Origin of the sequence: Okeania sp. SIO2B9 (assembly GCF_010672505.1) — a bacterium.
In the GTDB taxonomy this organism is placed as follows: Bacteria; Cyanobacteriota; Cyanobacteriia; order Cyanobacteriales; family Microcoleaceae; genus Okeania; species Okeania hirsuta.
Genome location: NZ_JAAHGK010000388.1, coordinates 1 through 5843, shown reverse-complemented (window position 1 = coordinate 5843; position 5843 = coordinate 1). Strand labels below are relative to the sequence as shown.

General features: G+C 33.5%; 5 protein-coding genes. 2 read left to right on the top strand and 3 right to left on the bottom strand.

The genetic code is table 11. The features are described from left to right. Positions 1-872: 872 nt before the first annotated feature. The 3 genes from F6K13_RS15135 to F6K13_RS15125 all read right to left on the bottom strand — a co-directional run bounded on the left by F6K13_RS15135 (position 873) and on the right by F6K13_RS15125 (position 4716). Positions 873-2162, bottom strand: a complete 1290-nt coding sequence (locus tag F6K13_RS15135) for a glycosyltransferase (RefSeq protein ID WP_124144477.1) — start codon at positions 2160-2162, stop codon at positions 873-875. A 213-nt stretch (positions 2163-2375) separates the two neighbouring features. Then, positions 2376-3233 carry a hypothetical protein gene (locus tag F6K13_RS15130; RefSeq protein ID WP_287287770.1) on the bottom strand — a complete coding sequence of 286 codons (858 nt, stop codon included), beginning with the start codon at positions 3231-3233 and terminating at the stop codon, positions 2376-2378. A gap of 370 nt (positions 3234-3603) precedes the next feature. Continuing rightward, on the bottom strand, positions 3604-4716 hold the full coding sequence (locus tag F6K13_RS15125) for a glycosyltransferase family 1 protein (protein WP_205127332.1): 1113 nt from the start codon (positions 4714-4716) through the stop codon (positions 3604-3606). A 275-nt stretch (positions 4717-4991) separates the two neighbouring features. On the opposite strand from F6K13_RS15125, the gene F6K13_RS15120 reads away from it, so the two are divergent. Further along, entirely contained in the window at positions 4992-5255 is a 264-nt protein-coding gene (locus tag F6K13_RS15120; protein WP_124144475.1) for a hypothetical protein, read from the top strand. Beyond that, the coding region (locus tag F6K13_RS15115; RefSeq protein WP_353735666.1) for an Npun_R2821/Npun_R2822 family protein at positions 5227-5843 on the top strand (617 nt) is incomplete at its 3' end. The genes F6K13_RS15120 and F6K13_RS15115, both read left to right, overlap by 29 nt.

Below are 5843 nucleotides of genomic sequence, written 5' to 3'. Positions count from 1 at the left end.
CTTAGTTATGAGATTTTAGATAAAACTCTGAGCGTAGGCCTCTATCACTAACTATATATTTGGACTTAACTATAACGTCTTAGTTATGAGATTTTAGATATAGGTCTGGATAGAACTTCCTTTGACTAATGATTTACTTTGACTTAACTGCAACGTCTTAGTTATGAGATTTTAGATATAGGTCTGGATAGAACTTCCTTTGACTGATGATTTACTTTGACTTAACTGCAACGTCTTAGTTATCAGATTTTAGATAAAACTCTGAGCGTAGGCCTCTATCACTAACTATATATTTGGACTTAACTATAACGTCTTAGTTATGAGATTTTAGATACAGGTCTGGATAGAACATCCTTTGACTGATGATTTACTTTGACTTAACTGCAACGTCTTAGTTATCAGATTTTAGATACAGGTCTGGATAGAACATCCTTTGACTGATGATTTACTTTGACTTAACTGCAACGTCTTAGTTATCAGATTTTAGATAAAACTCTGAGCGATCGCCTCCTGAGCAGACTATATATTTAGACTTAACTATAACGTCTTAGTTATCAGATTTTAGATAAAACTCTGAGCGATCGCCTCCTGAGCAGACTATTGCTTCAACCCAAAGAACCTATCCCACTATTTTTAACAAACTTATTTCTTTAAGTAAAATGTGTTTAAAAAACTGAATTTTTGGTTTTTAACTCTCAAAACATTTAGGGTTTTTAGCAAAAATCTTATTAGTGGGATAGGTTGAACCCAAACGTCTGAGTTAAATTTTGACTAGAACTTCTGACTCAGGTGGTCAAATACCACTGAAATTTATAGTTGAGATTCATCACTCAACCTTGTTGCTGTTTAAAATTCAACTTACTGCCAACTTTTCACAAATTTTCTAATAGACGAACATACTCTTTAGCAGTCTCTCTCCAAGTCCAATGAGAAAAACGTTTATCTACTTCTTCAGCAGACAACTTACTCTTAGGATGTAGAATAAATTTCTCCATACAATCTGCTAAAGCATCCACATCACCCACAGAGAAAAAATCTACCATATCCTCACATTTATAAAGTTCTACTTGCTCCTGAAAAACTTCTAAATCTGACACAATAGCAGGCAAACCTCGAACAACTGCCTCAGATAAAGCCAAACCAAAACCTTCATATTTAGAAGGAAAAACTACACAGGAAGATTTCCGATACCATTTTTCTACCTCTTCATCGGAACAATATCCTAACCCCTCAAAATATTCCTGCATTATATTCTGATTATTCAGAGATATTTCCTGACATTGATTCAAATAATCAATATACTCTTGACTATTAGCTTGCTGAGATAAACTAATATTTCCAGAAATCAAGTTATCAGTTTCTTTACCAATCAAAACTATTTTAAACTTCAGATTTTTTTGAGCAAGCTTAATACCTGCTTTTAACAGAGTTAAGTGGTCTTTGTAAATACCAAAAGAAGAAGGCAAATAAAATATTGGTAATCCTTCATTAGATTCATGGGAATTTTCTGCTATGGTCAACAACTTCTGTGAAGTATTTGACTTAGTAGGAAAACCAGAGTTAGGTATAGGTGTAATCTTGCTAGTAAACTCCGGAAAAACCGAGATAATATCTTTGCGAGTTTTTTCAGAAACAGTAAAAACAATATCAACCTTCCTCAGCCATTCCAATAAACTTAAATCGTATTTTCTAACATAAGATTCTGGATAACTTAGAGGTGCAAATCTCCAGAATACATCATGGCTTACCATTGCTAAAGGAATATCAAGACCGGGTGGAGTTAATTGATTAGTTAAAAAGTACAAACAATGAGTAGCTTGATAACGATTAGCTAAATATCTAATACTCAACTTCTTCTTATATTTACGGCGGATACTCTTAAAAAATCTTTGGATTTTTTTTGCTTTAACATTACCTGATAAAGACGAAAACTTATTAATTACAGAAAGTATTCGAGACTGTAAAGATTTAGGAGGTAATGTAAATGATTCATATTTGATTATTGGAGACTTCGGTAACTTTTCTTGAAAATAAGCAATCTCCTTTTTTGGCAAAATTAATATTATTTCTTCTACTTGTTCAATTAGCTCTTCAATGGTTCCACAAATTACTCTTTCAACTCCACCTTTACGATAAAACTCGATAGGAATTATCAATTTCATGGTTGCTCCAACATTTAATATTTGTTTTACCCCAAATTGATTACCAACTCAACTAATTATTATGAAGTTTTGCCAAAATATCTTTAAAATAGCAAATTTTTGACTATAGAGTTTGAAGGGGAGCTAAATTTCTATGATGGTTTAAGTTACATAACATAAAGCTCCCTGAGAAAGATAGGACAAAAACTCAATTTTTCCGTTAACTTTGTTCGCTCAAAGCCAATATTTTGAAATAAAATCATAGTGTCCAGCTTGCTCAGGTGGATACCATCCTTGCTCTATTTTTTCGATAATATTTGGCAAAGCTCCGATAAATTCTGGACTTCGATCTTTAGGATGAATTGTCCACGCCTTGGGGGAACTCATAGTTGCTCGTACATAGTCAGTTTTCTCTAACTGCATAGATACCATAACCTCCCAAGAATCCAGCTTGCCTTTGCCAGTATAGTAGTTTAAGAGGGTTTTTAGACTTAGTGGCATTTGATTAAGAAACTTGTTTTTGTAAGAACGCCACAAAATGGGCAATGGCAGTAACTTGTCAAAGCGTTTATGGTTAATCAGATATACCCTACTGCTGAAAAATTGAAATTTATAGAACCCCCCTGCTTCTGGTTTTAGGGACTGATTTTTTTGGTACATAATACCATCCTCAGTTGGTGGCCCTGTCAATGGTCTAATTGCCATTATCTCCGGATGTTGCTCCATTAACTTGATACCTTCATCTATCCAACTATAATCTGGTTCTTGATGTAGAAGCATATCACTGTCATAATGCAACATATAATCTCCTGGTACAGATTCTATGTGAAAAATTGACCCTAAGATCGGATAACCTCTATAGTTATGGGTGGGTTTAATCGGACTACCAAAATGTTTTTGGTACATTTGTTGTTGATAAGTTTTGTCATAGTTAATATCCACAACTTTATCTACAATACCTTCACTTATCAGTTTGTTACAGCAATCTCTGAGTTCACTTAGAGTACCAACACCAGGACGCATAACTTTATCTCCAGATAGAGGTGCTGTATCCATACACAACACTTTTTGAATAAAATTAAAATTACTCATTCTAACTAGATGAGGAATCGTATGCATCATAAAAGGTATGTCTGTTCTTGCTACTAGAATTGAGAGTGAACAGGTGTTAGATAACATTAATTATACCTCCTTATTAAAACTGCCAGACAGAATAATTATCTCACATTTCATTTCATTATATAATCTGATTTTATTTCAATAAATATCTCCGAAAAAGGATAAAATTTATTACAGAACCAGGCAAAAGACAAGAGGCAAAAAAGAAGAGATTTTCAACAGATTTAGGATTAAAAATATTGTCATAGTTACTTTAATAACCATAGCTAATCCCAGCATATTGCATATAAGGTTTCACAGAATGGTTAGACAAAAGCATTATATAATTTATGGAGATATCTAATCATACTGAATCAATGTTTTTTAACCATAATGGTGCTACCTGTTCCCAAGTTTCATTTTTGACTTTTTCTTGAATTTCTTCCCTGATAGTTTCTAACTCTTGAGGATTGTTTAAAAGCTCTACAATTCTATAAGCTAAAGCCTCTTGAGTTTCTTTTGTCTCGGGATCACCATCTACTTTTATACAATAATCTTTTTCCTTAATCGCGGCATAATTAGTAGTCACAGGAACGCACCCTACCATTGCTGACTCTCGCAATGAAATACAATCTATTTCTCCATAGGAACACCCATAATAATGAATCACTGAAGTAGACTTTTCATACATTAATTGGTTGTGTCCGATACTGCCATGTTCTATTACTCCTTGCTGTTGCATTAATTCCGTCATTTTCTGCTTCCAAGGAATTAATTTTTCACTATTATCACGCTTAGTCCATCCATAGTAAATATTAAGTTCCGCCTCTGGAATTTCTCTTTTAATAATATGCCACCCCCAGGTCAGCATAAATTCTAAACCTCGATAGTACCTGGAAGCGTATACTAATTTATAGGGTTGTTTTTGGTTCTTAGTAAGCTCTAAAACAGCAGAATCTGCACCGTTATTAATTATTGCAAACTTATTATCGGGTAGTTCTGGTAATAGGTTACGCTGATAATAACTTTTGACAAAAATTTTATTATACGGAGCTAAATATACAAGATCAAATGTAATTACATCGTGCCAATCAAACCAGATTCTTTTGGCTTTAACATAGGAAGGTAACATTTTAGGATGTCGCCACATAATGAAAGTATCAAAAGTATCGTACCAGTTAATTTTTTCATGGTTAACATACTTAACTCCTCCATAAACACCCTCTTGACCTCCACAATTAGTGAAAACAGTAACATCATAGCCTTGCTTTACCCATTCTCTAGTCAAAAAGAATACTGCACTATCTGAACCACTAGCACCCTTAGTTTTAATATCTGATTCTAGTACCAAAAAACGCTTTTCTAGATAATATACAATTGACTTTTTTGGCCATTTTTTAGCAGTTAGTTTTTTAGTTAAATCCTTGGTGAAGGGGATTTTAGATTTGAGCCACTTTTTGACATTTCTAATCATCATAATGTATTGTTGCTTCTTGCAGAAGTTATGTTAAACTATTAAATATTATCAACTTATAGCTGTTTCTGAAATCTGTGCAGGAAAGTGGGTTTGAGTTTGATTTGTATCACCGTAACTTACTAACTCGGCATAAAACTTTATGATAAGTTCAAAATAAGTGACGCATATAAGACCTTATTATTACAACCTTTCAATAGAAAGTTATGGTGATAATAATCTGCATATCAGTAATAAATTATAGGATACTCTACTATGTTAGTATTTGCCAATTTATTATGATAGTCCAGCAACAGATAATATTGCCCCCTGCTAGTTTTTTGAGCCTACCAACTATGGATGAAAAAGGAATGTCATACATAAAAGTTACTTCTACTCCTGATGGTTGGCATGAGGCTAAAAATGCAATTTCTGGGACTAGATATATCTTTGACCTTTGCAAACTTAATCTACTCAATTGGTTATCTGAAATTTGTCACGAAATTTTCCTAACTAGAAATTTAAGATTTATTTATGGATGGAATATGCACCCTTGCCAATGATAATGTCTTTGATCAACTTGTAGCTCTACTAAATAGTATAGAAGTTAATCACAGCAATGAAATACCAGTTTGTATTTATCCTTATAACAACAACATAGAAAGAATTACTGCTGAGATTTCTACACGACCTAACGTCCAAATCTACAACGATTTGCAATCAATAGAGAAGTGGGATAAATTTTTTCGTGATGTCTGGGATGCTCACCCCAACGCTCACCAACGGAGGTTAGAGAAGGGATTTACTCCCTACTATAGATTTGGGCATCATCGTCCGTTCTGTGCTTTTGATGGTCCTTTTGATCGCTTTCTATATATAGATGCAGATGCTTTACTCATGGGACCTGTAGATGGGGTTTTTGATCGACTTAATCAAAGTGACTGGGTAGTGTATGATTTTCAGTATAAAGACCCTGGTCATGTATATGATATTTCATCTCCTAGGTTAGAAGAATTGTTTCCTCAAGAATATCTCAAGTCTAGGATTTTTTGTTCTGGTTTCTATGCTTCTAAAAAAGGTATATTTAAGCAGGAAAATATAGATTGGTTTTTGGGGAAGTTACGAGAAGGAGAATCAGAAATACTTTATAA